Source organism: Nocardioides lentus, from assembly GCF_039529515.1.
GTDB lineage: Bacteria > Actinomycetota > Actinomycetes > Propionibacteriales > Nocardioidaceae > Nocardioides > Nocardioides lentus.
Genome location: NZ_BAAAMY010000001.1, coordinates 1 through 23964, shown reverse-complemented (window position 1 = coordinate 23964; position 23964 = coordinate 1). Strand labels below are relative to the sequence as shown.

The window sequence follows — 23964 nt, the reverse complement described above, 5'->3', positions numbered from 1 at the left end:
GGCCGGTGAGCGGCACCGTCTGCGTCGTCGGGTCCCTCAACGAGGACACCACCCTCGACGTCCGGGCGCTCCCGGCGCCGGGGGAGACGACGTTGACGGCCCGTCCTCGGCGCGCGGCGCCCGGCGGCAAGGGAGCCAACCAGGCGGCGGCCGCGGCCGTGCTCGGCGCCGAGGTCGCGATGATCGGTGCCGTCGGGGACGACGGGGCGGGTGATCGCGCCCTGGCGGCGCTGCGCGACGCCGGCGTCGAGGTCTCCGGGGTGGTGCGCCGCGCCGGGACCCCCACCGGGGTCGCCGTCCTCGTCGTCGACGCGGCGGGTGAGAACACGATCGTCGTCGACCCCGGCGCCAACGCCTCGCTCGGCGCCGAGGAGACGGCGGGCGCCGTCGCCGCCCTCGCCCCGGCGGTGCTGCTGCTGCAGCTGGAGGTCCCGCTGCCCGCGGTCGTCGCGGCGGCCCGCGCCGCCACCGGGACCGTCGTGCTCAATCCCGCGCCGATGCCCGACGACCCGGGTCCCGTCCGGGCCCTGCTGCCGAGCGTGGACGTGCTCGTCCCCAACCGCAGCGAGCTCGGCCGCCTCGCCGGCCGCTCCGAGCCGCGCACCGCGGCCGAGGTCGCCGACGGGGTCGCCGCGCTCGGCCACGCCGGCGGCGTCGTGGTCACCCTGGGCGCCGAGGGCGCCCTGTGCTTCCCGGGCCCGGGCGCCGCCCCGGTCGTCGTGGCGGGCGAGAGCGTGGCGACGGTGGACGCGAGCGGCGCGGGCGACGTGTTCTGCGGCTGCCTGGCCCGCGAGCTCGCGGCGGGCGCGTCCCTGCCCGACGCCGCGCGGCGTGCCAACGCCCTCGCCGCGGCCAGCACGGCGTACCCCGGCGCGCGGATCGACCCGCGCACCGGCCCGCGAGCCGGCCCGGAGGTCGGCGCGGGCGGCGTCTAGGCCGGCGGGAGACCGTCGGCGGCGAGCAGGTGGAGCGCCGCCGCCGTGACCAGCGCGGGACCGAGGGTCCCGGCCGGCGCCGCCGGCCCGCCGGTGCCGACGACGGCCAGGGCGCCGCGACGTCCGTCGAGCAGGCGCGCGAGGTCGTCGGCCACGAGCAGCGGCCCGTCGAGCTCCACGACCCGGGCCGCGTCGCCGATCGCGCTCCGCAGCCGCGTCACGTACGCCGGGTCGCTGACGACGGCCGCCGGGCCGTCGGTGAGCGTGACCTCGGCGTCGACCCCGACGGCCAGCGCCGTGCAGCGGGCCAGCCGGTCGACCTCGGTGCGGAGGGCCTCGCGCTGGGGCTCCGAGTGGGCCCGCATCACGCCGTGCAGCAGCCCCTCGACGGGGGGCAGGCCCCCGGCGTCGGCCGGCTCGCCGACGCGGGCCGCGGTCACGGTGGCCGCGCAGGGCTCGTCGCGCGCGAGCTGGGCCACCGAGTAGCGCAGCCGCGTCACCAGCTCGCCGGCCGCGAGGAGGGCGTCGCCGCCGGGCGCGCGGCCCGCGCGGTAGGCGACGCGGAAGCCCTCGCCGTGCGCGGTGGTCGCGCCCGCCCGGAGGTGGACCTCCCCGGCGGGCCGGTCCGGGTCGAGCCGCACGGCGAACGCCTCCTCGGGGCCGAGCGGGCCGGTCGTGCCGCGGTCGTCGGGCCGGGTGGCGCCGGGCGTGCGCCACACGAGCAGCACGTCGCGGACCGGCGGTGCCTCCGCGAGCGCGGCGGCCGCGCCGAGGAGCGCGGCGGCGTGGGCCCCCGCGGGGTCGGCCCGCAGCAGGACCGCGGGCCCGGCCCCGGGGGAGGCCGCCGCGACGGGTGCCACCACCCCCGTCGGGCACGTCCGCGGCTCCAGGCCGAGCCCGACGAGGGCGTCGGCGAGGGCCTCGGCGGGGGTGGGGGCCGGGTCGGGGCCCGAGCCCTCGGCGTGCTGCTCCATCCACCCCTGGCGCGCGGCTGCCTGGGACCACCGGTCGACCATGCGGCAGACCGTAGCGGCGGCGCCGCGGGTGGGGGGCCGGAACGGCGCAGACGGCTCGGGTCGCTCGTCTACGTTGGGGCGGTGAGCGACTACGACCTCGTCATCGTCGGTGCCGGCTCGGGCAACATGATCGCGGACCACCGCTTCGACGACTGGCGGATCGCCATCGTCGACGCCGGGCCCTTCGGCGGCACCTGCCTCAACCGGGGCTGCATCCCGTCGAAGATGTACGCCCACACCGGGGAGGTCGCGGCGACGGCGGCCGACGGCCCCCGCCTCGGCGTCCGCACGTCGTACGACGGGGCGGACTGGCCCGCGATCCGCGACCGGATCATGGGCCGCATCGACGAGAACGCCGCCGGCGGCCGCGACGGCCAGGCGAAGCGCGACAACATCGACGTCGTGGTCGGCGAGGCGCGCTTCACCGGCCCCCGCACGCTGACGGTCGACCTCGAGGCGGGCGGCGAGCGGACCCTGACCGCGGACCGCGTCGTGCTCGCCACCGGGTCGCGGCCCGTCGTCCCGCCGATCGACGGGCTCGAGGAGCTCGGCGGCGCGGACCACGGCTGCGTCCACACCAGCGACTCGATCATGCGCCTGGACGCCCTGCCGCAGCGGATGGCCGTGGTCGGCGGCGGCTACGTCGGCTCCGAGTTCGCCGACGTCTTCCACTCGCTCGGCGTCGAGGTGCTGCAGGTCGAGTCCGCCGAGCGGCTGCTCAGCACCCAGGACCGCGAGGTCGCCGACCTGTTCACCGCCAGCGCCGCCGAGCGCTGGGACGTCCGCCTGGGCACCCAGCTGACCCGCGTCGAGGCCGCGGGGGACGGGGCCGGCGGGGACGGGCTGCGGCTCCACCTGGACGACGGGTCGACCGAGACCGTCGGCGTGCTCCTGCTGGCGACCGGCCGCCGGCCCAACAGCGACCGGCTCGACCTCGACGGCACCGGGATCGACGTGGACGACGCCGGCCGGATCGTCGTCGACGCCCACCAGCGCGCGACCGCCGACGGCGTCTGGGCCCTCGGGGACGCCAGCAGCCCGTTCCCGCTGAAGCACGTCGCCAACCACGAGGCGCGGGTGGTCCAGCACAACCTGCTGCACCCGGACGCGCCCGTCGAGACCGACCACCGGTTCGTGCCGCAGGCCGTGTTCGCCTCCCCGCAGGTCGCCGCGGCCGGGCTCACCGAGGAGCAGGCGCGCGAGGAGGTCGCCGACCTCGTGGTCGGACGCGCCGAGTACGGCGCCACGGCCCACGGCTGGGCCCTCGAGGAGGACGACCGCCACGGCGAGGCCACCGGCCACGTCGTCAAGCTGCTGGCCGACCGCGCCACGGGGCTGCTGGTCGGCGCGCACCTGATCGGCCCGCAGGCCTCCGTGCTGATCCAGCCGCTGCTGCAGGCGATGGCCCTCGGCACGCCGGTCGCCGGCCTCGCGCGGGCGCAGTACTGGATCCACCCGGCGCTCACCGAGGTCCTCGAGGGCGCGCTGCTCGACCTCGACGAGCAGCTGGCCGGCTGAGACCGGGCGGGCCCGTCAAGATCCCGCCGGGCCCCGTCAAGGAAGCGTCAGGACCGTCGTCGCGGGGGCCGCCCGGGTGTGGGCTGGGCCCGTGACCGATGTGATCTTCCTGCTGACCACGGTGGCGGCGTTCGCGCTGCTCGCCGTGCTCGTCGGCGTCCTCGACCGGTGAGCGGCGTCTGGCCCGCGCTGGGCCAGGCGGCCCTGCTCGTGGCGCTGCTCGCCCTGACCGTCCCCGCCGTGGGCCGTCTCCTGGCCCACACCTACACCTCCGAGCGGCACCTCGCCGTGGAGCGGGGCGCCTACCGGCTGCTGCGCCTCGACCCCGACGCCGACCAGCGCTGGCGCACCTACGCGCTGTCGGTGCTGGGCTTCTCGATGGTGGGCGTGCTGCTGCTGTACGGGCTCGCGCGCGTGCAGCCCCTGCTGCCGCTGAGCCTCGGGATGGCGGCGGTGCCCGCCGACGGCGCCTGGAACACCGCCGTCAGCTTCGTCACCAACACCAACTGGCAGTGGTACTCCGGGGAGACCACGCTCGGCCACCTCGTGCAGGCCACCGGGCTGACGGTGCAGCAGTTCCTGTCCGCCGCGACCGGGATGGCCGTCGCCGCCGCCCTCGCGCGCGGCCTGGCGCGCACCGGGGCGTCGGGGGTGGGCAACTTCTGGACCGACCTGGTCCGCACCGTCGTCCGGGTGCTCCTGCCGTTCGCGGCGGTCTCCGCGGTGCTGCTCGTGCTGACCGGGGTCGTGCAGAACCTCGCGTCGCCCTCGACCACGGCCACCGCCACGGGCGGCGAGCAGGCCTACGTCACCGGGCCGGTCGCGAGCATGGAGGCGATCAAGGAGCTCGGCACCAACGGCGGCGGGTTCTTCAACGTCAACTCCGCGCACCCCTACGAGAACCCGACGCCGGTCTCGAACCTGCTGGAGCTGTTCCTGATCCTGCTGCTGCCGTTCGCGATGGCGTGGGCGTTCGGGATCATCGTCCGCGACCGCCGCCAGGGCGGCGCCGTGCTCGCGGTGATGGCGCTGCTGCTCACCGTCGCCGCGGGGCTGCTGACCTGGGCCGAGATGGCCGGGCCGGGCGCGGTGCCCACGCTCGCCGGCGGCGCGCTGGAGGGCAAGGAGGTCCGCTTCGGCACGGCGGGCTCGGCGCTGTTCGCGGCCGTCACGACCGGCACCTCGACCGGGGCGGTCAACTCCATGCACGACTCGCTGACCGCGCCGGGCGGCGGGATCAGCCTGTTCCTGATGATGCTCGGGGAGATCGCGCCCGGCGGCGTCGGGTCCGGCCTGTACGGGATGTTGATGCTCGCGGTCGTCACCGTCTTCCTGTCCGGGTTGATGGTCGGGCGCACCCCGGAGTACCTGGGCGTGCGGATCGGGCAGCGCGAGATCAGCCTGGTCGCGGTCTACGTCCTGCTCACCCCGGTGCTGGTGCTCGTCGGCAGCGCCGTCGCGCTCAGCGCGCCCGCCGGCCTGGCGGGGTTGCAGGAGGGCGGGCCGCACGGGCTGACCGAGGCCGTGTACGCCGTGACGTCGGCGTCCAACAACAACGGCTCGGCGTTCGGCGGGCTCACGTCGGGCACGCCGTTCTGGAACACGCTGCTGGGCCTGTGCATGCTGCTCGGCCGCTTCGTGCCGATCGTCGTCGTGCTCGCGCTCGCGGGCCGGTTCGCCGCCGCCGGACGCTCGCCGCGGGGGGCCGGCACCCTGCCCACCCACTCGCCCCTCTTCGTCACCCTGCTGTCGGGGGTCGCGCTGGTGCTCGTCGGTCTGACCTACGTGCCCGTGCTCGCCCTCGGCCCGATCGTGGAGTCCCTGTCATGAGCGTCCTGACCGCCGCCCAGCTCGGCGGCGCCCTGCCCGGCGCGCTGCGCAAGCTCGACCCGCGCGAGCTGCTCGCCACCCCGGTGATGCTGGTCGTCGAGGTCGGCGCCGTCGTCACGACCGTGCTGTCCGTGCTCGACCCGAGCGTGCTCGGCTGGATGGTCACCGTGTGGCTGTGGCTGACCGTCGTGTTCGGCACGCTCGCGGAGTCCGTCGCCGAGGGGCGGGGCAAGGCGCAGGCCGCGAGCCTGCGCGCGCTGCAGACCGAGACCACGGCGTACCGGGTCGTCGGGGAGGGCGCCGGGGCCCGGCTCGAGGAGGTGCCGAGCACCGCGCTGCGGGTCGGCGACGTGGTCGCGGTCGAGGCCGGCCAGCGGATCCCCGGCGACGGCGACGTGGTCGAGGGTGTCGCCTCGGTCGACGAGTCGGCGGTGACCGGGGAGTCGGCGCCGGTGATCCGCGAGTCGGGCGGTGACCGCAGCGCGGTCACCGGCGGCACCACGGTGCTCTCGGACCGGATCCTGGTGCGGATCTCCTCCGAGCCCGGGCAGTCCTTCGTCGACCGCATGATCGGCCTCGTCGAGGGCTCCGCGCGTCAGCGCACCCCCAACGAGATCGCGCTCGACGTGCTGCTCGCGACGCTGACGGTGGTCTTCGTCGTGGTGGTGGGCTCGCTCTGGGTGTTCGCGGACTACTCCGACGCCACCCAGCCGGCGGTGGTGCTCGTGGCGCTGCTGGTCTGCCTGATCCCGACGACGATCGGGGCGCTGCTCTCAGCGATCGGCATCGCCGGCATGGACCGGCTGGTGCGCCGCAACGTGCTCGCGATGTCCGGGCGCGCGGTCGAGGCCGCCGGCGACGTCGACGTGCTGCTGCTCGACAAGACCGGCACGATCACCTTCGGCAACCGGCGTGCCAGCGAGCTGTTGCCCCTCGACGGCGTCGGTGCCGAGGACCTGGCCCGCGCCGCGGTCGCGTCGTCGCTGGCCGACGAGACGCCCGAGGGGCGCAGCATCGTCGAGCTGGTCGACCCGGCCCGGGCCGGCGCCGCCCCCGGGGAGCGGGTGCCCGCGGGGGCGGAGCTGGTGGCCTTCTCCGCGTCGACGCGGATGAGCGGCATCGACCTCGACGGTCGGCGCACGCGCAAGGGGGCGGCGTCGGCGGTGCGCGCCTGGGTGGTGGAGTCCGGCGGCGCGGTGCCCGCGCAGCTCGACGACCTCGTGCAGGACGTGAGCGCCTCCGGGGGCACGCCGCTGGTCGTCGCCGAGCGCGTCGGCGAGGAGCCCGCCCGCGTGCTGGGCGTGGTGCACCTGAAGGACGTGGTCAAGGACGGCATCGTCGAGCGGTTCGCGGAGATGCGGGCCATGGGGATCCGCACCGTGATGATCACCGGCGACAACGAGGTCACCGCGCGCGCGATCGCGGCCGAGGCCGGCGTCGACGACGTCCTCGCGGAGGCGACGCCGGAGGACAAGCTGGCCCTGATCCGTGCCGAGCAGGAGGGCGGCCGGATGGTCGCCATGTGCGGCGACGGCACGAACGACGCGCCCGCGCTCGCGCAGGCCGACGTGGGGGTCGCGATGAACACCGGGACGACCGCGGCCAAGGAGGCCGGCAACATGGTCGACCTCGACTCCGACCCGACGAAGCTGATCGACGTCGTGGAGATCGGCAAGCAGCTGCTCATCACGCGCGGGGCGCTGACGACGTTCTCGGTGGCCAACGACGTCGCGAAGTACTTTGCGATCCTGCCCGCGATGTTCGTCGTCGCGTTCCCCGAGCTCGACGCGCTCAACGTGATGCGGCTGTCCTCGCCCGGCTCGGCGATCGTCTCGGCGGTGGTGTTCAACGCCCTGGTGATCGTCGCGCTGATCCCGCTGGCGCTGCGGGGCGTGCGCTACCGGCCGGCGTCGGCGGAGAGCCTGCTGCGCCGCAACCTGCTCGTGTACGGCGTCGGCGGTCTGGTCGCGCCGTTCGCCGGGATCAAGCTCCTCGACCTCGTCGTCTCCCTGCTGCCCGGACTGTGAGGACCACCGTGACCTCGTTCGACCCCGTGACCCCGCTGCTGTCGCTGGCCCGCTACGCCCTCGCCGGGCTGCGGGTGCTGCTGCTGATGACGCTGCTGCTCGGCGTCGTCTACCCGCTCGCCGTGACCGGCGTGGCCCAGGTCGTCGCGCCCTGGCGCGCGGACGGCTCGCTGGTCGCCGCCGACGGCGGTCGCGCCGACTCCCCCGCCGAGGCGGTGGGCTCCGAGCTGATCGGCCAGGTCGTCGACGACGAGCGGCTGTTCCAGCCGCGGCCCTCGGCGGCCGGCGACGGCTACGACACCCTCGCGACCTACGGCTCCAACCTCGGGCCGAGCTCGCCCGAGCTGCTCGCCCTGGTGCGGGAGCGTCGTACGGAGGTCGCGGAGCGGGAGGGCGTGCCGGAGAGCCGGGTGCCGCCCGACGCGGTGACCGCGTCCGCGTCGGGGCTCGACCCCCACGTCTCCCCGGCGTACGCCGCGCTGCAGGTGCCGCGGGTCGCCCGGGCGCTGGGCCTGTCGGAGACCGAGGTCCGCGACGCGGTCGCGGACCACACCGCCGGGCGCGCGCTCGGGGTCCTCGGGGAGCCCCGCGTCGCCGTCCTGCCGCTCAACCTGGCGTTGCTGCGGGCGGCGGGGGAGCGGGTCGGGTCAGGGGAGTGAGCCGGGGCCGAACCGTCGGAGCTCCTGGGGGCACCGGCAGGCCTCGGCGAGCTTGGCGGCCCACGCGAGGGCCCGTTCCCGCGACTCCAGCTCCAGGACGCAGAACCCCCCGCCGAGGTCCGCGGACTCCGGGTAGAGGTCGGCGGTGACCGTGCCGTCGGCGTCGACGAGCGCCGGGGCGACCTCGTCGTCCAGACCACCGGAGAACAGCAGGACGCCGGCCTCCTGCGCCTCGCGGACGACGGCGAGCGCCGCCTCGCCCACGGCCGGCAGGTCCTCGGGGGCGACGTCCATGGCGGAGGCGGGGAACGAGATCAGGTAGGCGGCCATCCCGTGAGCGTGGCACCGGCGCACCGGGTGCGTCGAGGTGCGCTAGGAAGGAGTCATGGAGCGCGTCTGGACCTTCGTCGACACGGCCGTCACCGCCACGCTGGTCGACTTCGCCGATCCCGCCCTCGCCGGCGAGCCCGACGTGCGGGAGCGCGGCGTACGGCTGGAGGTGCGGCCGGTGCGGTGGTCGACCACGGGCTCGATCTACTCCTCGCCCGCGCTCACGCTGGGACCGGCCGCCGTCCGGGTGGACCTGCTCGAGTCCGCGCCCGGCGCCGCGGACCGCATGCACTGGCACCCGCGGATGAGTGACGGCGAGCCCGGCGACCGCACGTTCGACCCCGCGATGGTCGCCGACCCCGCCGGCTGGGTGCGCGCGTGGCTGGGTCGGGTCGGCGAGTGGTGCGCGGCCGAGGACGTCCCGCGGATCGCCGCCGTCGGCGACGAGGTCGTCGCCGTGGTCGAGCAGCTGATGACCGAGGCCCGCCGGCCCTGGCCCGACGTCGAGCACGACGAGCGCGGCCTGGTCGTGGCCTGACCAGTACGGTCGGGGCTGTGCCGAAGGACCCGCAGGACCCCGCCGACGAGGGCGGTCGGACGCCCCCCGCCTGGCTGATGCTCGCCGCGGGAGCGGTGATCCTCGTCATCGGCGCGTTCCGCTACACCTCCGACGCCGGCAGCTGGCAGATCTCCGTCGTCTTCGGGGTCGTCGCCCTCGTCATGGGCGGCGCGATCGCCGTCAGGAAGCGGAGCCTGCGCTAGCAGCCGGCCCGCGTGCGGGTGGTCCCCCGCGCCCGCTCGAGGACGCGGTCGAGGGCGGCGTGGGTGTCGTGGCCGTGGGTGGTGCTCGCCCGGCCTCGTGGCTCGGCCGCGGACGGCCTCGCACCTCGACCACCGGTCCCGGGGGAGCTCGCGCCGACTCGGCGTTCGCTCGCTGCTCGACCACCGGTCCCGGGGGAGCTCGCGGCGGGTCGGCTCTCGCTGGTCGTCGTACCGCTGACAGGCGCGCCCGGAGCCGATAATCTCCTGCCCGACCATGTGCGTGCCGCATGTCGCGGTGCCGGGGGGCCCGCACGCCGCAGCGGTCGGTGCCACGTCCTGCCCGGACGTGGGGGAGGTGCACGTGCAGGGTCAGTCGTCCGGGGACGGCGGGTTCGACGTCGGAGGGCGTTCCTTCGACCACTACGCCCGGCTCGTCCGGCGCTTCGTCGGCGTGCCGGTGGCGCTCGTGACCCTCGTGGAGGAGGACCGCCAGGTCTTCCCCGGGGTCCTGGGCCTCCCCGAGCCGTGGCTCGCCGCGCGGGAGACGCCGCTGACCCACTCGCTGTGCCGGTACGTCGTGGCCGACGGCGCCCCGCTGGTCGCCGAGGACGTCCGGGAGGTCCCACGCCTCGCCGACAGCCTGGCGGTCCCGGACCTCGGCGTCGTCGGGTACGCCGGGTGGCCGCTCACCGACGCCTCCGGCCGGGCGGTCGGCTCGCTGTGCGCGATCGACACCGAGCCCCGGGCGTGGACGGAGGAGGACCTCGCCGCGCTCGAGGACCTCGCCCGGGCGTGCTCGGCCGAGCTGCAGCACGCCGCGGCCGAGGTCGCCGCGACCCACGAGCTCGCCCGGAGCGTCGTGGCCGCCGCCGACGTCGCGATGGTCGTCGTCGACGACCGCCGGCGCGTGCTCCTCGTCAACGACCACGCCGAGGCCCTCGCGGCCACGGCGGGGTTCCGCTTCGACGCCCCGCCCCACGCCGGGCCCGAGGTGTGGCGCGCCGACCGCGCCGAGCGTGTGGCCGAAGAGGCCCAGGTGGTGCCGCGTGCCGTGCGCGGGGAGGCTCCGTCGCGCGAGATCGAGTGGTTCGGGCCGCCCGGCGACCAGGTCGCCGTGGTCGCCACCGCCCGCCGGCTCGAGGGCGTCCCCGGGTCGTGGCGCACCCTGGTCGTCCTGCACGACGTCACCGAGCTCGCCATGGCCCAGGAGCTGCGGGAGCGGGTGTCGGCCACGGTCGCCCACGAGATGCGGACGCCGCTGACCGCGATCCTCGGCTACCTCGAGCTCCTCGGCGACGACCTCGACGCCGACGACCCCGCCGACGCCGCGACCGTGCGGAGCCTCGAGCGGATCCGCCGGAGCGCCGACTCGCTCGTCGACCGCATCGGACGCGTGCACGACACCTCACCCCGGCGACGCCACCACGGGCTCCGGGCCACCGACGTCACCGACCTCGTCCGTGGCGTGCTCGAGTCCTTCGGGCCCCCGACGGCGCCGCCCGGCTCGCGGCTGCGGCTCGACGCCGAGGACCAGCAGTGGGCGAACGTCGAGGACGCCCGCATCGAGCAGGCGGTCGAGAACCTCGTCGCCAACGCGCTGAAGTACTCCGGGCCGGACGGCCACGTCCACGTCACCGTCCGTGCCCGCGCCGACGACGTCGAGGTCCTCGTCGCCGACACCGGCGCGGGGATGACCCCCGACGAGGTGGCCCGGGCCTTCGACCCCTACTGGCGCTCGAGCGCCGCCCGAGGCAGCAGCGTGCGGGGTCTCGGGCTCGGGCTGCCGCTGGTCCGCGAGATCGCCGCCGAGCACCACGGCCGCGTCGACATCGACAGCGCTCCCGGGCGCGGCACCACCGTCACCCTGACCCTCCCGCGCGTCCCGATCTGACCCCGCCCGCCCGCCCCCGCACACCAGGAGCCCGATGGTCACCTACGTCGTCCGCCTCGAGTGGCCCGCCGACCGCACCCCCGCGCTGCGCGCCGACGCCCTCACCGCCCGCCTCGCCGCGCACGAGCCGAGCGTCGAGCACGAGCCGAGGCTCGGCCCGGGCCCCGTCGTGGTCGACGGCGACGAGCGGCCCTGGAGCATCACGGTCTGCGCCGAGGGCACGACGCCCCGCCTCGCGGCGATGAACGCGCTCGGCGTCGTCGAGCCCGTGATCGGCGCGCGGGTCAGCCGCTTCGAGGTGCTCTCCTCCGCCGAGTGCGAGCAGGTCGCCGAGGACCTCGACGCGGTGCCGGAGCTGATCTCCGACGAGTCCGTCGCCCATCTCGTCGGCGACACCCACGGCCCGCTGGCCGAGCTCCTCACGCGACCCGACTTCCCGCCCGTCGTCGTCGAGACCCGCCTCGGTCCGCTGCGCGACCTCCGCGAGGTGCAGGCCTGGCTGCGGGACCGGGGCGGCGCCCGCGGCCCCGACCCCCGGGCGTCAGGCGGTGGCGGGCACCGGACGGCGTGACGCCCGCGCCTGGCGGGCGAGGTCGCGCAGCTGACGGGGCAGCGTCCGCGGCGTCGTCGAGGCCAGCCACCCGTTGGGCAGCGAGAGCCGGAACACCTTGTGCCACGCGCTCGCCACCTGCTGGGGCAGCGGCGCGGAGTGGTAGCTCAGCCCGAACCGCTCGAAGACCGCGCGCACCTGCGGCGACATGGACCGGTACCGGTTGCTCGGCAGGTCCGGGAACAGGTGGTGCTCGATCTGGTGCGACAGGTTGCCGGCCATCAGGTGCAGCGCGGGCGAGCCGGAGATGTTGGCCGAGCCGAGCATCTGGCGCAGGTACCACTCGCCGCGCGTCTCCTCGGCGGGCACGGTCTCGTGCTCGAAGGTCTCCACCCCCTCGGGGAAGTGGCCGCACATGATCACCGAGTGGCTCCACAGGTTGCGGAGCAGGCAGGCGGTCAGGTTGGCGGTCAGCGTCGCCCGCCACCCCGGACCCGACAGCAGCGGGTGCACGACCACGTCCTTCGCGACCTGCCGCGCGGCCTTGCGCGCCGTGGCGCGCACGTCGCGGCGCAGCTCGTCGGAGAACCCCTCGCCGGCGCGCAGCTCGTCGCCGACGCCGAGGTCGTACAGCGCGATGCCGTACTCGAAGAAGCAGGCGTTCACCAGGTTCCAGAACGGCTGGACGAGGTGGCGCGTGCGCCACTCCTGGTCCTCGTCGACACGGAGGATCCCGTAGCCGAGGTCGTTGTCCTTGCCGAGGATGTTGGTGAAGGCGTGGTGCTGCTCGTTGTGCGCCTTCTTCCACTGCGCGGGCGGCGACGCGTGGTCCCAGTCCCACGTCGCGGAGTTGATCCGGGGGTCGCGCATCCAGTCCCACTGGCCGTGGAGGACGTTGTGCCCGATCTCCATGTTGTCCAGGATCTTGGCGACGGTGAGCGCCGCGGTGCCGAGCACCCAGGCCGGTCGCCAGCGGCCGGCGAGCAGCACCGCGCGGCCGCCGAGCTCGAGGCTGCGCTGGACCGCGATCACCCGCCGGATGTAGGCCGCGTCGCGGGCGCCGCGGCTGGCGAGCACCTGCTCACGGACCTCGTCGAGCGCGCGGCCGATGGCCGCGACGTCGTCGTCGGTGAGGTGGGCGGTGGGACCGGTGGCCCGCTGGGCGGGCGGCTGCTGCAGGAGGGTCATGGGGGAGGACTTCCCGGGCCGGGGGAGGGATGACGACGGACGGTACCCAACGCCGCCAGCGCCACGGGCGGCGCCGGGGGACCCTGGGGTGGTGCGGGAGGATGGTCGCGTGAGGTTCCGCCTGGCCAGCGTCAACGCCGCGTCCGGGCGGGACTGGGGCACCGGACGGCACGACGTCGCCGCCTGGGCCGCGGCCGCCGCGACGCTGGACGCCGACGTCGTCGGGGTGCAGGAGGTCGACCACCTGCTGCCCCGCAGCGGCGCCGTCGACCAGACCGCCGCGCTCGCCGCGGCGCTCGGCGTCGTGGACCCGACCCGCGCGCGGTTCCTGCCCACCGTCCACGGCAGCCCGGGCACGCCGGACTGGCGCCCGACGCGACCCGGCGAGCCCGAGGGCCCGTCGTACGGCGTGGCGCTGGTGAGCCGGCACCCGGTCGAGGCCTGGCACGAGCGCCGCGTGCGCGGCTCACGGCTGCGGCTGCCGCTCGTCGTCGGGCCCGGGGGTGTGATGTGGGTGCCGGACGAGCCGCGGGGCGCGCTGGCCGCGACGCTGCGCACCCCGGAGGGCCCGGTCACCGTGGTGAGCACCCACCTGTCCTTCAGCCCGCCCCGCGCGGTCGCCCAGCTGCGCGAGATCACGACCTGGGCCGCGTCGCTGCCCGGGCCGGTCGTGCTGCTCGGCGACCTCAACCTCCCCGGCCCGGTGCCCGCAGCGGTGTCCGGCTGGGAGTCGGCGGCGCAGCACGCGACCTTCCCGGCGGGGCGGCCGCGGGTGCAGCTCGACCACGTGCTGCTCGCCCCGTCGGCCCCCGGTGCGCCCGCACCGCGGGTGGTCGCCTCGGCGGCCGAGGTGGTCGGCGGCAGCGACCACCGGTCGCTGGTCGTCGATCTCACCATCGGTGCGGGACACTAGGGACATGGCCGGGTCGCTGCAGAAGCCGCCACCGCGCAAGGCGCGGCACCTCATCGACTTCGACGCGCCGCCACCCCCGCCGGACCCGGAGGCGGAGAGGCGCCTCGAACGGGTCCAGCAGTGGGTGCTCTCGGTCCTGGTGGTGACCACGATCGTGCACCTCGTGGTCGGGCTCGTGATCGCGGCCGTGACGCTGGCCGGCGAGCTCTACGCCCAGGTCGGTCTCGTGCTGATCTCCGGGTTGTTCATGGGGATGGCCGTCGCGACCGCACGTGCCATCCACCGCCGCCGCGCGCTGTCGGCCTGGCTGCTGATCAGCCTCGTGCCGGTCGCGGTCGGGCTCTGGCTCCTCAGCCGGTGAGCACGGTGCCGATCGCGGCGACGAGCATGACGGCGGAGCCCGACAGGGCGTAGCGGTGGGCGATCAGCCTCGCCGCCGCCGTGCGCAGGCCGCTCACGCGGCCTGACCGTCGGGAGCGCCCGGACGGGTCGGCAGGGCGACGGAGCCGTCGTCGACGACGGGCGTCAGCAGGCCCTCGCGCACGGCCCAGGCCAGCGCCTGGGTGCGGTCGGAGGCGCCGACGGCGTGGTACGCGCTGCGCAGGAAGTCGCCGACGGTCTCCTCGGGGAGGAGGAGCGCGCGCTGCATGGCGGACACGTCCGCACCCAGCGCGCTCATGCCGAGGACGGTCGCCTCGACGGTCGACAGCTGGGCGGAGTTCACGAACTCGGCGTCGGAGCCGAACCTCCAGCCCAGGGTCGCGGCCCGGGAGGTCGTGGTCCCCGCGGAGGAGTGCGTGACGGTGGGCGCGGTGGAGATGTCGCGGGCCTCGGGGGCGTCGACGGTGAGCGTCACGGTGGTGTCCTTCCGGGTCGGGGCCGGCCTCGTTGCCGGATCCAGGTAGTTCGAGTTCCAACAACTGCAAGTTAACCACAAGGGTGTGGAGGTTTGACCAGGGGTCTGGGGTTAAACCTCTACAAACTTTTCCTTCCACCGTGGACGTTGGCTACCCTGAGTCCATGACGACGACGGCTGACCGAGGCATGCCCGGAGACGCTGTCGACCAGCTGCCCGTCGGGGTGACGCTGTCGATCGGCGACCTCGCCGAGCGCACCGGGCTGACACCGTCCGCGCTGCGCATGTGGGAGCAGCGGTACGGCTTCCCGATCCCGCACCGGCTCGCCGGCGGCCACCGCCGCTACACCACCCACGACGTGGAGCAGGTGCGCGACGTCGTCCGGCGTCGCGACGCGGGGGTGCGGCTGGAGCAGGCGATCGACGACGTACGACGCCGCGCGGCGCCGACGACGCCGTCGGTGTTCGCCACGCTCCGGGACCTCCACCCGCACCTCGAGGTCAGCCGGATGCACAAGTCGACGCTGCTGGCGATGTCGTGGGCCATCGAGGACCAGGTCGTGGCCCTCGCCGACCGCGCCGTGCTGTGGGGTGCGTTCCAGAAGGCGTCGTTCTACAAGCCGGCCACGTCCCGCTGGCGCGAGCTGGCCCGCTCCAACGCGGGGGTGACCGTGTTCGCCGACTTCGAGCAGTCCGACCTGACGACGACCCCGCGCCGGGTGGCGCTGACGCCGGACGCGCCGATGGTCCGGGAGTGGGCGGTCGTCGTGGACTCCTTCGCGTTCCCCGTCGCCCTGACCGCCTGGGAGCTGCCGGGCCAGGAGGACGTGGCCGACCGTGGCCGGGTCTTCGAGACCATGTGGACCCTCGACGCGGCCGCCGTGCGCGACGCCGCGCGGGTCTGCGCCGAGGTCGCCCGCTCGGTGGACCCGTCCGCCGCGCAGGGTCAGTACGCCCCGCCGCCGCCGCTCGACCCTCAGGACCAGCGACCGCCGTCGCTGGCCCGCGTCAGCGGGATGATGACCCGGATGGCCGCCTACGTGGACCGCTGGGCGCCGGTCGACCGCGAGGCGCCGGGCGCGGGACGACCGCCGGGCTGATCCCGCACGTGGCCCGGTGGTCGGCCGCGCTCGTCAGGCACGCCCTGTCTCGACCCGCCCGACCCGCCCGACCCGCCTGGGCGGGCGTGACGCCTACCCCGCCGCGGGCGGGGCGGCGGCGTCCGGCGCGACCGCGTCGGGGCCGGCCTCGTGGTGGACGCGCCCCGTGGAGCGGCGGTGCTGCTTCATCTCGGCCTCGAACAGGTGCCGGCGTCCGCCGACGAGCTGCTCGCGGGCCTCGCGCTCCAGGCGCCGGAACGTCGCGTAGTAGCCGTCGTCGTACTCCTCGACGACCTGGAAGGTCCACCGGCCGGCCAGCACGTTGCGGCCGACCAGCTCGCGCTCGACGGTGTCGGCCAGGTCGTCGTGCCCGGCGCTGCGCAGCTTGCCGACGGCCTCGCCGAGGGTGAGGTCGGCGGTGCCGCTCATCCGGTGGAAGGCGTAGAGGCCGCCGCGGGCGACCTCGACGGCCTCCAGGGCCTCGGAGAGCGAGCCGAGCGCCTCGACCGTCGCGTCGCCCACACCGTCGGGTCGCTGATGACCGGCGGCGTCGGGGAGGTCGCGACCGCCGGCACCGTCCGCGGGCTCAGACATCGATCCCCCTCACCCAGCGCTCACCGGCGTCGCCACCCCAGGCGTCCCACGCCACCCGGCCGGGGGACGGGAAGCCGTCGGACCCGCTCGTGAAGCCCTCGGCGTCCTTGTCGACGGAGTGGCGCTTGAAGTACGCCTGCATCTTCGACACCTCCTCGTCGCTCAGCGCCTCGCCGTCGGCCAGCTGGTGGGCGCGGTGCGTGCCCGTGTCGGTGAAGCCCTTGCCCGCGCGGCCCTCCTCGATCCAGCGCACCGCCCGCTGCCCGGTCTCCTGCACGCCCTTCGGGGGCCGGTGGCCGCCGTCGTCCTTCGCCATCGCTCGTCACCTCGCTGGTCGGGAGGACCCGGACGGTCCTCGGCGCGGCGGTACCCCGAAGTCGGACCGGTCGTGCGGGGGCTGGGCAGCGGCGGCGCGGAGTGGGAGGTTGGTCGGTGCGGTCCTACCGGACCGTGCTCGACCGAGTGGTCAACGAAAGGGAGCCCACCATGGCTACCGTGCTCTGGATCATCGCCGTCATCCTCGTGGTGGCCGGCATCTTCGCCCTCCTGCGCAAGCAGCTCGTCTGGGGCGCCGTGCTCATCGTCGTCGGCCTGCTCGTGGGCCCCGGCGGCGTCAGCATCTTCACCTGACGCGCACACGACGGAGGGGACCGGCGCCTCGCGGCGTCGGTCCCCTCCGTGCGGGTGGGGCGGGGCTCAGCCGACCCGGGAGACCCCGGGGATCCGGCTGAGCTGCGCCTTGACGAGCTGCTGCGGGCGCTGCTGCTCACCCTGGACGGCGCCGAGGACGACCAGCGTGCCGGTCACGGCGGGCAGGGCCCACTGGACCAGCTTGAGCTGGCGCTGCGCGTCGGCCGTCTCCTTGCTGGTCGACGCGGAGGGCTCGGTCGCGCCGGCACCGCCGGTGTGGGCGCCCTCGGCGACCTTCCTGCCGAGCACGCCGCTGTAGGCGGTCAGGCCGAGCGCGGCGACGGTCAGCACCGACTTGACGGCGGTGTTCGACCTCGCGCCGGGCTGGGCGGCCACGCGCGACGTGTTGGCGCCGATGAGGCCGACGCCCCCGATGACGTGGGCGCCGATGGCGGCCGCGTTGACCGGCGCCCAGCGGGCCCAGCCCTTCGAGGACAGCGCGAGGCGCTCGGTGGGGTCCTTCGCCTCGGCGGCGGCGCCGTTGAGGCCGACCGCACCCATCAGGGTGCCGCCGAACCAGGCGGCGAGGCCGAGGTCGTGCATGCTGCGTACGACGGAGTTCGTGCTGGGCATAGAGGTCGTCCATTCGGTCGGGATCGGGTGGTGCGGTGCCGACCAGTACCCGATGACGACCGGACCAGAGGTCCGGGCGGCCCTCAGTCGAGGAACGCGTCCGCGGTCAGCGGCAGGTCGCGGACCCGGCGGCCGGTCGCGTGCCAGGCGGCGTTGACGATGGCCGCGGCCGTGCCGACGATGCCGATCTCGCCGATCCCGCGGCTTCCCATCGGGGTCGCGAGCGGGTCCTCCTCGTCGAGCCACTCGGCCTCCACGTCGCCGACGTCGGCGTGGGAGGCCACGTGGTAGGTCGCGAGGTCCTGGGTGACGACGTGGCCGTGGCGGTGGTCGCGGTGCCCGTCCTCGTGCAGCGCCCCCGACAGCCCCATCACGAGCCCGCCCTGGAGCTGCGAGCGTGCGGTCGTGGGGTTGATGACGCGCCCCACCGAGTAGACCCCGAGCAGCCGCGGCACGCGGAGCTCGCCGGTGTGGCGGTGGACCCGCACCTCGGCGAAGCAGGCGCCGAAGGAGTGCAGCGCCCACCGCTCCATGTCCGGGTAGCCCTCCGTCGTCGCGGTGGTCTCCGCGCCGGCGTCCGGGCTCCGTCCGTGGTCGGCGCGGAAGCGCTGGGCGCTCTGGACGATCGCCGTCCCCCACGAGGAGGTGCCGGCGGAGCCGCCCGCGACGGTCGCCGCGGGCAGGTCGGTGTCGGCGACGGCGAGCTCGATCGCCGCCGGGTCGACGCCGAGGGCGTCGGCCGCGACCTGGGTCAGCACGGTGCGCGCGCCGGTGCCGATGTCGACGGCACCGATGGCCACGGCGTAGCGGCCCTCGCCGAGCGCCCGGACGCGGGCGGCGTTGCCCGGCATGAACAGCGCCGGGTAGGTCGACGCCGCGACGCCGGTCCCCACCCACCAGTCGCCGACGAGACGGGTGCCGGGCGCGGGGTCGCGGTCCGCCCAGCCGAAGCGGGCGGCGCCGCGCTCGAGGCACTCGACGAGGCGCCGGTTGTTGAAGGGGTTGCCGGTCTCGGGGTCGACGTCGGGCTCGTTGCGCACCCGCAGCTCGACCGGGTCGACGCCGCAGGCGACGGCGAGCTCGTCCATCGCGACCTCGTGCGCGAACATCCCGGGCATCTCGCCGGGGGCGCGCATCCAGGCCGGCACGGCGACGTCGAGCGGCACGACGCGGTGCGTCGTGCGGCGGTGGGGCGCGGCGTACATCATGCGGGCCGCGGTCGCGGTCTGCTCGACGAACTCCTTCGAGCGCGAGGTCTGGCTGCGGGCGTCGTGGCCGACGGCGACCAGCGTGCCGTCGGGCTCCGCGCCGAGCCGGAGGCGGGAGGTCGTCTGCGTCCGGTAGCCGGTGAGCGCGAACATCTGCTGACGCGTGACGGCGAGCTGCACCGGGCGTCCCTCGACCGCGATCGCGGCCAGGGCCGCGGCCACCTCGGGGGCGTGCGGCAGGCCCTTCGAGCCGAACCCGCCCCCGACGTACGGCGCCCGCACGCGGATCGCGGAGACGTCGAGGCCGAGCATCGGGGCGAGGGTCGAGGCGACCCCGTGCACGGCCTGCGTGGAGTCCCACAGCGACAGTCGCTCGCCGTCGTAGTGCGCGGTCACCGCGTGGGGCTCCATCGGGCTGTTGAACTCGTGGGGCGTGGAGTAGGTCTCGTCGACGACCACGGCCGCGCGGGCCAGCCCGGCGTCGAGGTCGCCGTCGTCGGTGTCGGGCTCGTGGCCCGCGTTGACGGCCTCGGGGGCGTAGGCCTCGCCGTCGGCCATCGTCACCTGTGCGGCCTCGGGCGCCTGGTGGACCCGGACCAGCCGGGCGCCCTCGCGGGCCGCCTCGGCCGTCTCGGCCAGCACGAGGGCGACGATCTGGCCCCGGAAGCGGATGACGTCGTCCTGCAGGACGGCCAGCTCGGCGTCGTCGGTCCGCGCCAGTCGCGGCGCGGAGGTGTGGTCGAGCACGCGGAGGACGCCCGCGTGGGCCAGCGCGTCGTGGGCGTCGACCCGCTCCACGCGGCCGCGGGCGGTCGTCGAGGTGACGAGCCAGGCCACCAGGGGGTCCGCGGCGGTGGGGTCGTCGTCGAACCCGTGCTCCACGGCGTACGCGGCGCGGCCGGTGACCTTCTCGCGGCCGTCCTGCCGGGCGAGCGAGGTGCCCATGGAGCGGGCGGTGACGGGGGTGGCGGTCATGCGAGGTCCCTCCCGGCCAGCGCCGCCAGGGCGCCGGTGGTCACGCCGCGCAGCATCGCGGGCTTGTAGGCGGTGTCGGGGGTCGTGGTGGCGTGCCGGGTCTCGGCGTCGACGGCGTCGCGGACCGCGGCGGCGTCGAGCACCCGGCCGCGGAGCACGCCCTCGGCGGCGGTGGCCCGCCACGGGACGTGGGCGACCCCGCCCCAGGCGAGGCGCACGTCGCGGACGGTGCCGTCGGCGTCGAGGTCCAGCGCCGCGGCGGCGGAGACCAGCGCGAAGGCGTACGACGCGCGGTCGCGGGCCTTCACGTACGTCGAGCGCCGTGCCAGGTCGGAGGCCGGCAGCTCGACGTGGGTGACCAGCTCGCCGTGCGCGAGCGTCGTGTCGGTCTCCGGGTGGTGGCCGGGCAGGCGGTGGAGCTCGCCGATCGGCACGCGGCGCTCGCCCTCGGGGCCCAGCACCACGACGACCGCGTCGAGCGCGGCCAGGGCGACCGCGAGGTCGGAGGGGTGGGTGGCCACGCAGGCCTCGGACGCGCCGAGGATCGCGTTGTAGCGGCCGTAGCCCTCCAGCGCGGAGCAGCCCGACCCGGGCTCGCGCTTGTTGCACGGCGTGGTCACGTCGGAGAAGTAGACGCAGCGCGTGCGCTGCAGGAGGTTGCCGCCGGTGGTCGCCTGGTGGCGGATCTGGCCCGACGCACCGGCCAGCAGCGCCCGGCTCACGCCGGGGAACCCGCTGCGCACCAGCGGGTGGGCGGCGAGGTCGCTGTTGCGCACGTTGGCGCCGATCCGCAGCCCGCCGTCGGGTCCGGCGTCGGGGGTGCTCTCGACGTCGGTCAGGGGCAGGCCGCTGACGTCCACCAGGCTGCCCGGGGTGGCGACGCCCAGCTTGAGGTGGTCGACCAGGTTGGTGCCGCCCCCGAGGAAGCGGGCGTCGGGGTCGGCGGCGACCGCGGCGACCGCCGCGGCGGCGTCGGTCGCGCGGACGTAGGCGAGCTCCCTCATGCGCGGGCCCCCTGCCCGGTCCGCCCGGCCTGCTCGTCGGCGGGGCGCTGGCGGGGCGGGAGGCCGGCGGACTCGCGGATCGCGTCGACGATGCCGCGGTAGGCGCCGCAGCGGCACAGGTTGCCGCTCATCCGCTCACGGATCTCCTCGTCGGTCGCGTCGTCGGCGAGGTCGACCGCCTCCTCGAGGTCGGCGGTCACGTGGCTCGGGTGGCCCTGCTTCACCTCGTCGAGCATCCCGACGGCCGAGCACACCTGGCCCGGGGTGCAGTAGCCGCACTGGTAGCCGTCGTGCGCGAGGAAGGCCTCCTGGACGGGGTGCAGGGCGTCGCCGTCGCCGAGCCCGGCGGCCGTGACGACCTCCGCGCCGTCCTGGGCGACCGCCAGGGTCAGGCAGGTCAGGTGGCGGCGACCGTCGAGCAGCACGGTGCAGGACCCGCACTGGCCGTGGTCGCAGCCCTTCTTGACGGTGTGCACGCCCAGGCGCTCCCGCAGCGCGTCGAGCAGCGTCGTGCGGGTGTCGACGGTCACCGACCGCGGCGTCCCGTCGACGGTGAGGGTCACGTCGGTCTCCATGGCCGGGCGGTACCCACCCCGCGACGCGCCACCCGGTCCGCGGCCCGGTCCGGGAGCGGGCCGGGCCACGCCCCGCTACGGGTGACGCAGGCGCAGCACCAGGCCGCGCTCCCCGTGCCGACGCCCCGCGGCCTGCCAGCCGTCGGCGTCCGCCTCGCGGGCCAGGGCGTCGGCCTGGCGGTCGTCGCCGAGCTGCACCAGCAGGCTGCCGCCGGGAGCGAGGTGGCCGCGCACGGCCGCCACGGCGGCGCGGGCGACGTCCAGGCCGTCGAGCCCGCCGTCGATGGCGCCGAGCGGGTCCTCCGGGAACGCGGAGACCTGGGCGCTGCGCACCCAGGGCGGGTCGGCCAGCGCGAGCGCGAAGACCTCGTCGTCGGCCAGGGCCGACTCGAAGGGCGCCTCGCGCACCTCGACCCGGTCGGACAGGCCGTTGCGCGCGGCGTTCGCGGTCGCCGTCGCGCAGCAGGCGGCCTCGCGGTCGACCGCGACCAGCGCCCGTCCCGAGAGCCGGGCGAGGAGGAGGCCGATGTGGCCGGCCCCGGTGCACAGCTCCAGGACCGGTCCCTCCGGGGCGTCGTCGAGGAGCTCGTCGGCCCACAGCGACTGCAGCCGCGTCCAGTCGCGCGGGTGCAGGACGTCGGGGCCGTGCTCGATCACCAGGCCGCCGAAGTCCACGGTGGCGGGCTCCTCCTCGGCTCGTGCGGTGTCGGGCGCCGTGACGGGTACGGACATCTCGTGCTCCTCTCCTCGCCGCCCGGTCGGGACGGCTGCTGCCCGGTGTCCGCCCGCCCGCGCGCCATGCAGGCCGCTCCCGCGACCGGCCCCACGATCCCCGGAAGGTCCCCCCGATGAGGCTCCCCACCCCGCGCGGCCCCCTCGGGCACGCGCTCCACGCGCTGCTCGCCCGCGCTCCCGAGACCGACACGTCCCCGACGGCGCCCGACACGCTGCGCGACGCCCTGCGCGGCGCCGACGAGGAGGACCGGGCCCTGAGCCTGTGGGTCCTCCACGAGCTGCACTACCGCGGCTTCGACGCGGTCGACGACCGGTGGGAGTGGCACCCGGCCCTGGCCGGGGTGCGCCACGACCTGGAGCGGGAGCTGGAGGAGCGGGTGCGCACGCGCTTCGCCCAGGCCTGGACCGGCGACCTCCCGGCCCCGGCGGACCTCGCGGAGACGCTGTTCACCATGGCCGAGACGCACGAGGGCCCGTCGCTGGCCCGCCACGTCGAGCGCCGCGCGACCCCCGAGCAGGTCGACGACCTGCTGCGGCAGCGCTCGCTGTACCACCTCAAGGAGGCCGACCCGACCAGCTGGGTCGTGCCGCGGCTCGCGGCCGCCCCCAAGGCGGCGCTCGTGCAGGTGCAGTACGACGAGTACGGCGCCGGCCGCGCCGATGCCGTCCACCAGGAGCTCTTCCGCGCCGGCATGAGCGAGGTCGGCCTCGACGCGTCGTACGGCGCCTTCGTCGACGAGGCGGTCCTCTCGACGCTCGAGCAGAACAACGTGCTCAGCCTGTTCGGCCTGCACCGCCGGCTGCGCGGCGCCGCGGTCGGGCACTTCGCGGCCTTCGAGGCCACGAGCTCGCTGCCGTCGCGCCGCCTCGCGGCGGGCCTGCGCCGCCTGGGCTACGCCGACGCCATGGCCGCCTACTACGACGAGCACGTGGAGGCCGACGCCGTGCACGAGCAGCTCGCCGCCCGCGAGGTGTGCGGCGCGCTGGTCGCCGCCGAGCCCGACCTCGTCGAGGACGTCGTGATGGGCGCCTGGGCCTGCCTGGACCTCGAGACCCGCTCGGCCCTCGCCCTGCTCGAGCGCTGGGAGGTGGCGGCGTGAGCGCCACCCCGCCCCGCCGCCTGCGGGCCTGCCCCGGAGGGCCGCTGCTGGTCGACGGCGACGTCGAGCTCACCGACGAGGACGGCACCGTCCACCGCTCGACCCGTCCCGTCACCGCGGTGTGCCGGTGCGGCGCCTCCGCCCGTGCGCCGTGGTGCGACGGCAGCCACAAGCTCCTCGCCGCCCGCCGGGTCTGAGCGGTCGCCGGCCGGCGGCGGCCCGGGGACCACGGGGCATCATGGACACCATGCGGAGCGAGAGCGGGGTGCGGGTCGCCGACGTGATGGTGACCGACCCCAAGCGGCTCCCGGCGACGGCGACCGCGGGGCGGGCCCGCGCCGTGCTCGACGACGGCCACGTGCACATGGTCCTGCTCGTCGACGGCGACCGTCTCGCCGGCACGGTCGTCCGCGACGACCTCGAGGCGGTGGCCGACGACCGTCCCGCGCTCGGGGTCGCCCGGCTCGCCGGCCGCACCGTGGACCCGACGGTCCCCGCGGACGCCGCGCTGGCCGAGCTGCAGGCCCGCGGGCAGCGACGCCTCGCCGTCGTCGACGCCGACGGGCGCCTGCTGGGGCTGCTCTGCCTCAAGCGCCGACGGACCGGCTTCTGCTCCGACGCCGACGTGGCGGACCGGGCCGCGGGCCCGCGGCGCAGCGGGTTGCGGACTCCTTGAGGAAGCGTGGCGGGGGCTTGCGGATACCTCCGTCGTACGCGGGGTCTTGACCGTGGGGGTCGTTGAGGGTTGAACGGCAGAGTTCTTCTCATCAGGGAACCCGGGGGGGCCGGGTCCCGCACGAGGGAAGAGACAGCGCCATGAGCCACAAGGCCACCAAGACCAGCAAGTCCGCCAAGTCCGGCAAGTCCGGCACGCGTTCCACCTCCACCAAGGTCCTCGCGACCGTCGTCATGGTCACCGCGGCTGCGGGTGCGGC

Annotated in this window: 27 protein-coding genes; 16 read left to right on the top strand and 11 right to left on the bottom strand. The window is 75.9% G+C overall.

What is annotated here, in order from left to right:
* Positions 1-5: 5 nt before the first annotated feature.
* Entirely contained in the window at positions 6-935 is a 930-nt protein-coding gene (locus ABD158_RS00135; RefSeq protein ID WP_344001970.1) for a PfkB family carbohydrate kinase, read from the top strand.
* Here ABD158_RS00135 and ABD158_RS00130 read toward each other — a convergent pair.
* Complete coding sequence (locus ABD158_RS00130) at positions 932-1951, bottom strand: zinc-binding metallopeptidase family protein (protein WP_344001967.1); 1020 nt, start codon at positions 1949-1951, stop codon at positions 932-934. The two genes, ABD158_RS00135 and ABD158_RS00130, sit on opposite strands and share 4 nt — an antisense overlap.
* Positions 1952-2032: 81 nt before the next feature.
* Between ABD158_RS00130 and ABD158_RS00125 the strand changes: the two genes are divergently transcribed.
* From ABD158_RS00125 to kdpC, 4 genes are all read left to right on the top strand, one after another.
* Positions 2033-3469 (top strand): mycothione reductase, encoded by a 1437-nt coding sequence (locus ABD158_RS00125; RefSeq protein ID WP_344001964.1) that lies wholly within the window; start codon positions 2033-2035, stop codon positions 3467-3469.
* A 168-nt stretch (positions 3470-3637) separates the two neighbouring features.
* Entirely contained in the window at positions 3638-5299 is a 1662-nt protein-coding gene (gene kdpA / locus ABD158_RS00120) for a potassium-transporting ATPase subunit KdpA (protein WP_344001961.1), read from the top strand.
* On the top strand, positions 5296-7326 hold the full coding sequence (kdpB, locus tag ABD158_RS00115; protein ID WP_344001958.1) for a potassium-transporting ATPase subunit KdpB: 2031 nt from the start codon (positions 5296-5298) through the stop codon (positions 7324-7326). The genes kdpA and kdpB overlap by 4 nt, the downstream gene beginning before the upstream one ends.
* Positions 7327-7334: 8 nt before the next feature.
* Positions 7335-7985 carry a potassium-transporting ATPase subunit KdpC gene (gene kdpC / locus ABD158_RS00110; protein ID WP_344001955.1) on the top strand — a complete coding sequence of 217 codons (651 nt, stop codon included), beginning with the start codon at positions 7335-7337 and terminating at the stop codon, positions 7983-7985.
* On the opposite strand, the gene ABD158_RS00105 is transcribed toward kdpC, so the two are convergent.
* Positions 7974-8315: a YciI family protein gene (locus ABD158_RS00105; RefSeq protein ID WP_344001952.1), complete on the bottom strand. Its 342-nt coding sequence runs from the start codon at positions 8313-8315 to the stop codon at positions 7974-7976. The two genes, kdpC and ABD158_RS00105, sit on opposite strands and share 12 nt — an antisense overlap.
* A gap of 55 nt (positions 8316-8370) precedes the next feature.
* Between ABD158_RS00105 and ABD158_RS00100 the strand changes: the two genes are divergently transcribed.
* From ABD158_RS00100 to ABD158_RS00085, 4 genes are all read left to right on the top strand, one after another.
* Complete coding sequence (locus ABD158_RS00100; protein WP_344001950.1) at positions 8371-8853, top strand: hypothetical protein; 483 nt, start codon at positions 8371-8373, stop codon at positions 8851-8853.
* Between the two features lie 17 nt (positions 8854-8870).
* Positions 8871-9077: a hypothetical protein gene (locus ABD158_RS00095; protein ID WP_344001948.1), complete on the top strand. Its 207-nt coding sequence runs from the start codon at positions 8871-8873 to the stop codon at positions 9075-9077.
* Positions 9078-9438: 361 nt separating this feature from the next.
* Entirely contained in the window at positions 9439-10968 is a 1530-nt protein-coding gene (locus tag ABD158_RS00090; RefSeq protein WP_344001947.1) for an ATP-binding protein, read from the top strand.
* A 34-nt stretch (positions 10969-11002) separates the two neighbouring features.
* On the top strand, positions 11003-11539 hold the full coding sequence (locus tag ABD158_RS00085; protein WP_344001944.1) for a hypothetical protein: 537 nt from the start codon (positions 11003-11005) through the stop codon (positions 11537-11539).
* Here the strand turns inward: ABD158_RS00085 and ABD158_RS00080 are convergent.
* On the bottom strand, positions 11510-12706 hold the full coding sequence (locus ABD158_RS00080) for a fatty acid desaturase family protein (protein ID WP_344001941.1): 1197 nt from the start codon (positions 12704-12706) through the stop codon (positions 11510-11512). The genes ABD158_RS00085 and ABD158_RS00080 overlap by 30 nt on opposite strands.
* Positions 12707-12815: 109 nt before the next feature.
* Between ABD158_RS00080 and ABD158_RS00075 the strand changes: the two genes are divergently transcribed.
* Both ABD158_RS00075 and ABD158_RS00070 read left to right on the top strand, forming a co-directional pair.
* Positions 12816-13619, top strand: a complete 804-nt coding sequence (locus ABD158_RS00075; protein ID WP_344001938.1) for an endonuclease/exonuclease/phosphatase family protein — start codon at positions 12816-12818, stop codon at positions 13617-13619.
* A gap of 4 nt (positions 13620-13623) precedes the next feature.
* On the top strand, positions 13624-13980 hold the full coding sequence (locus ABD158_RS00070; RefSeq protein WP_344001935.1) for a hypothetical protein: 357 nt from the start codon (positions 13624-13626) through the stop codon (positions 13978-13980).
* A gap of 93 nt (positions 13981-14073) precedes the next feature.
* Here the strand turns inward: ABD158_RS00070 and ABD158_RS00065 are convergent, their stop codons facing one another.
* Complete coding sequence (locus ABD158_RS00065; protein ID WP_344001932.1) at positions 14074-14475, bottom strand: helix-turn-helix domain-containing protein; 402 nt, start codon at positions 14473-14475, stop codon at positions 14074-14076.
* 164 nt (positions 14476-14639) lie between these two features.
* Here ABD158_RS00065 and ABD158_RS00060 point away from each other — a divergent pair, with 164 nt between their 5' ends.
* The gene (locus ABD158_RS00060) at positions 14640-15575 is read left to right on the top strand and encodes a DICT sensory domain-containing protein (RefSeq protein WP_344001929.1); all 936 of its coding nucleotides are present in this window, start codon (positions 14640-14642) and stop codon (positions 15573-15575) included.
* 93 nt (positions 15576-15668) lie between these two features.
* Here ABD158_RS00060 and ABD158_RS00055 read toward each other — a convergent pair whose 3' ends face one another.
* Both ABD158_RS00055 and ABD158_RS00050 read right to left on the bottom strand, forming a co-directional pair.
* Positions 15669-16169: a hypothetical protein gene (locus tag ABD158_RS00055; RefSeq protein ID WP_344001926.1), complete on the bottom strand. Its 501-nt coding sequence runs from the start codon at positions 16167-16169 to the stop codon at positions 15669-15671.
* Entirely contained in the window at positions 16162-16485 is a 324-nt protein-coding gene (locus tag ABD158_RS00050) for a hypothetical protein (protein WP_344001924.1), read from the bottom strand. The genes ABD158_RS00055 and ABD158_RS00050 overlap by 8 nt, the downstream gene beginning before the upstream one ends.
* 170 nt (positions 16486-16655) lie before the next feature.
* Between ABD158_RS00050 and ABD158_RS00045 the strand changes: the two genes are divergently transcribed.
* Positions 16656-16799 (top strand): GPGG-motif small membrane protein, encoded by a 144-nt coding sequence (locus ABD158_RS00045; RefSeq protein ID WP_344001921.1) that lies wholly within the window; start codon positions 16656-16658, stop codon positions 16797-16799.
* A gap of 66 nt (positions 16800-16865) precedes the next feature.
* On the opposite strand, the gene ABD158_RS00040 is transcribed toward ABD158_RS00045, so the two are convergent.
* The 5 genes from ABD158_RS00040 to ABD158_RS00020 all read right to left on the bottom strand — a co-directional run bounded on the left by ABD158_RS00040 (position 16866) and on the right by ABD158_RS00020 (position 21926).
* The gene (locus tag ABD158_RS00040; protein ID WP_344001919.1) at positions 16866-17432 is read right to left on the bottom strand and encodes a hypothetical protein; all 567 of its coding nucleotides are present in this window, start codon (positions 17430-17432) and stop codon (positions 16866-16868) included.
* A gap of 83 nt (positions 17433-17515) precedes the next feature.
* A complete protein-coding gene (locus tag ABD158_RS00035; protein WP_344001918.1) occupies positions 17516-19615 on the bottom strand; it encodes a xanthine dehydrogenase family protein molybdopterin-binding subunit in 2100 nt (699 codons plus the stop codon).
* A complete protein-coding gene (locus ABD158_RS00030) occupies positions 19612-20619 on the bottom strand; it encodes an FAD binding domain-containing protein (protein WP_344001915.1) in 1008 nt (335 codons plus the stop codon). Before ABD158_RS00030 ends, ABD158_RS00035 begins: the two co-directional genes overlap by 4 nt.
* Positions 20616-21194 carry a 2Fe-2S iron-sulfur cluster-binding protein gene (locus ABD158_RS00025; RefSeq protein WP_344001912.1) on the bottom strand — a complete coding sequence of 193 codons (579 nt, stop codon included), beginning with the start codon at positions 21192-21194 and terminating at the stop codon, positions 20616-20618. The genes ABD158_RS00030 and ABD158_RS00025 overlap by 4 nt, the downstream gene beginning before the upstream one ends.
* 75 nt (positions 21195-21269) lie before the next feature.
* Positions 21270-21926: a methyltransferase gene (locus ABD158_RS00020; RefSeq protein WP_344001909.1), complete on the bottom strand. Its 657-nt coding sequence runs from the start codon at positions 21924-21926 to the stop codon at positions 21270-21272.
* Between the two features lie 116 nt (positions 21927-22042).
* Here ABD158_RS00020 and ABD158_RS00015 point away from each other — a divergent pair, with 116 nt between their 5' ends.
* The 3 genes from ABD158_RS00015 to ABD158_RS00005 are packed head-to-tail and all read left to right on the top strand — an operon-like array spanning position 22043 to position 23705.
* Positions 22043-23029 carry an iron-containing redox enzyme family protein gene (locus tag ABD158_RS00015; RefSeq protein ID WP_344001906.1) on the top strand — a complete coding sequence of 329 codons (987 nt, stop codon included), beginning with the start codon at positions 22043-22045 and terminating at the stop codon, positions 23027-23029.
* On the top strand, positions 23026-23226 hold the full coding sequence (locus tag ABD158_RS00010; RefSeq protein WP_344001904.1) for a CDGSH iron-sulfur domain-containing protein: 201 nt from the start codon (positions 23026-23028) through the stop codon (positions 23224-23226). Before ABD158_RS00015 ends, ABD158_RS00010 begins: the two co-directional genes overlap by 4 nt.
* Before the next feature lie 50 nt (positions 23227-23276).
* Complete coding sequence (locus ABD158_RS00005; protein WP_344001900.1) at positions 23277-23705, top strand: CBS domain-containing protein; 429 nt, start codon at positions 23277-23279, stop codon at positions 23703-23705.
* Positions 23706-23964 lie beyond the last annotated feature (259 nt).

Coding starts and splice junctions, on each gene's coding strand:
- ABD158_RS00130 (WP_344001967.1), bottom strand. CDS start 1,951: ATGGTCGACCGGTGGTCCCAGGCAGCCGCGCGCCAGGGGTGGATGGAG.
- kdpB (WP_344001958.1), top strand. CDS start 5,296: ATGAGCGTCCTGACCGCCGCCCAGCTCGGCGGCGCCCTGCCCGGCGCG.
- ABD158_RS00105 (WP_344001952.1), bottom strand. CDS start 8,315: ATGGCCGCCTACCTGATCTCGTTCCCCGCCTCCGCCATGGACGTCGCC.
- ABD158_RS00100 (WP_344001950.1), top strand. CDS start 8,371: ATGGAGCGCGTCTGGACCTTCGTCGACACGGCCGTCACCGCCACGCTG.
- ABD158_RS00085 (WP_344001944.1), top strand. CDS start 11,003: ATGGTCACCTACGTCGTCCGCCTCGAGTGGCCCGCCGACCGCACCCCC.
- ABD158_RS00080 (WP_344001941.1), bottom strand. CDS start 12,706: ATGACCCTCCTGCAGCAGCCGCCCGCCCAGCGGGCCACCGGTCCCACC.
- ABD158_RS00070 (WP_344001935.1), top strand. CDS start 13,624: ATGGCCGGGTCGCTGCAGAAGCCGCCACCGCGCAAGGCGCGGCACCTC.
- ABD158_RS00060 (WP_344001929.1), top strand. CDS start 14,640: ATGACGACGACGGCTGACCGAGGCATGCCCGGAGACGCTGTCGACCAG.
- ABD158_RS00055 (WP_344001926.1), bottom strand. CDS start 16,169: ATGTCTGAGCCCGCGGACGGTGCCGGCGGTCGCGACCTCCCCGACGCC.
- ABD158_RS00050 (WP_344001924.1), bottom strand. CDS start 16,485: ATGGCGAAGGACGACGGCGGCCACCGGCCCCCGAAGGGCGTGCAGGAG.
- ABD158_RS00045 (WP_344001921.1), top strand. CDS start 16,656: ATGGCTACCGTGCTCTGGATCATCGCCGTCATCCTCGTGGTGGCCGGC.
- ABD158_RS00040 (WP_344001919.1), bottom strand. CDS start 17,432: ATGCCCAGCACGAACTCCGTCGTACGCAGCATGCACGACCTCGGCCTC.
- ABD158_RS00035 (WP_344001918.1), bottom strand. CDS start 19,615: ATGACCGCCACCCCCGTCACCGCCCGCTCCATGGGCACCTCGCTCGCC.
- ABD158_RS00030 (WP_344001915.1), bottom strand. CDS start 20,619: ATGAGGGAGCTCGCCTACGTCCGCGCGACCGACGCCGCCGCGGCGGTC.
- ABD158_RS00025 (WP_344001912.1), bottom strand. CDS start 21,194: ATGGAGACCGACGTGACCCTCACCGTCGACGGGACGCCGCGGTCGGTG.
- ABD158_RS00020 (WP_344001909.1), bottom strand. CDS start 21,926: ATGTCCGTACCCGTCACGGCGCCCGACACCGCACGAGCCGAGGAGGAG.
- ABD158_RS00015 (WP_344001906.1), top strand. CDS start 22,043: ATGAGGCTCCCCACCCCGCGCGGCCCCCTCGGGCACGCGCTCCACGCG.
- ABD158_RS00005 (WP_344001900.1), top strand. CDS start 23,277: ATGCGGAGCGAGAGCGGGGTGCGGGTCGCCGACGTGATGGTGACCGAC.